Source organism: Actinomycetota bacterium, assembly GCA_005774595.1.
Taxonomy (GTDB): domain Bacteria; phylum Actinomycetota; class Coriobacteriia; order Anaerosomatales; family D1FN1-002; genus D1FN1-002.
In genome coordinates this window covers 1-1161 of record VAUM01000475.1, presented here as the reverse complement: position 1 = coordinate 1161, position 1161 = coordinate 1, and the positions used below count along the sequence as shown (strand labels likewise).

Below are 1161 nucleotides of genomic sequence, written 5' to 3'. Positions count from 1 at the left end.
CCAGGTGCTCGGCGCGGTGGCGCGCGCGCTGCGCGGCGAGGCGTCCGGCGCGACCGACGCGGTGATCGTCGCGGTCAGGCTGCCGCGGGTCCTCCTCGCCGCGGTCGTGGGCGCGTGCCTCGCAGCGGCGGGCCTGTTGTACCAAGCGCTCTTCCGCAACCCGCTCGCCGACCCGTACATCCTCGGCGTCTCGTCCGGCGCGGGCCTCGGCGTGACCGTCGTGCTCGTGCTGACGGCGGGTGCGACGGGCATGCGCGTCGGCGCCGTGCCGCTCGGTGCGTTCGCGGGCGCGGCGGCCACGATCGTGCTGGTGAGCCGGCTGGCGACGCGGCGGGGGCGTGTCGAGCCGACCTCGCTGCTGCTCGCGGGCGTGGCGGTCTCGTACACGCTGGCCGCGCTGACCTCGTTCCTGATGGTCGTCGCACGCGAGTCGATGGCCTCGGTGGTCTTCTGGATGATGGGCGGCCTCGAAGGCGCCACTTGGGGCTACGTGGCCTGGGTGGTGGGCATGCTCGCCGTCGGCGGCACGGTCGCGCTGCTCGCCGCACGGCGGCTGAACCTCGTGCTGCTCGGCGAGGAGCGCGCTGGCCAGCTCGGCCTGCCGGTGGAGCGGTTCAAGGCGCTCGTGCTCGCGGTCGCGTCGCTGCTGACGGCCGCGGCGGTGTCGGTCTCGGGGCTGATCGGCTTCGTCGGCCTGATGACGCCGCACGGCGTGCGGCTCGTACTCGGGCCGGACCACCGTCGCCTGCTCCCGGCGTCGATGCTCGCAGGCGCGGTCGCGATGGTGCTCGCGGACCTCGCCTCGCGCACGGTGCTCGCGCCCACCGAGCTGCCGGTCGGGATCGTCACCGCGCTGCTCGGCGGCCCGTTCTTCGTGTGGCTGCTCGTCCGAGGGGGGCGTGGACGGTGAACGCGCCGCTGTTGCGCTTCGCGGACGCGTCGGTCGGATACGGCGACGGCGCGGTGGTGACCGGCGTCGGACTCGAGGTGCGCCCCGGCCGGTTCGTCGGGCTCGTGGGTCCCAACGGCGCCGGCAAGTCGACGCTGCTGCGGGCGGTGACCGGCGCCGCGCGCCTCACCGTCGGCACGCTCGAGGTCGCCGGCCGCCCCGCGCACGCGCTCACGCCGCGCGAGCGCGCGCGGCTCATCGCGGTGGTGCCG

Annotated in this window: 2 protein-coding genes; both read left to right on the top strand. The window is 75.9% G+C overall.

What is annotated here, in order from left to right; translation table 11 throughout:
- Positions 1 to 910, top strand: a 910-nt coding sequence (locus FDZ70_11095) for an iron ABC transporter permease (GenBank protein TLM65490.1), incomplete at its 5' end; no start/stop codon positions are given.
- Positions 877 to 1161: ATP-binding cassette domain-containing protein (locus tag FDZ70_11090; protein ID TLM65489.1), on the top strand; the 285-nt coding region annotated here is incomplete at its 3' end. The genes FDZ70_11095 and FDZ70_11090, both read left to right, overlap by 34 nt.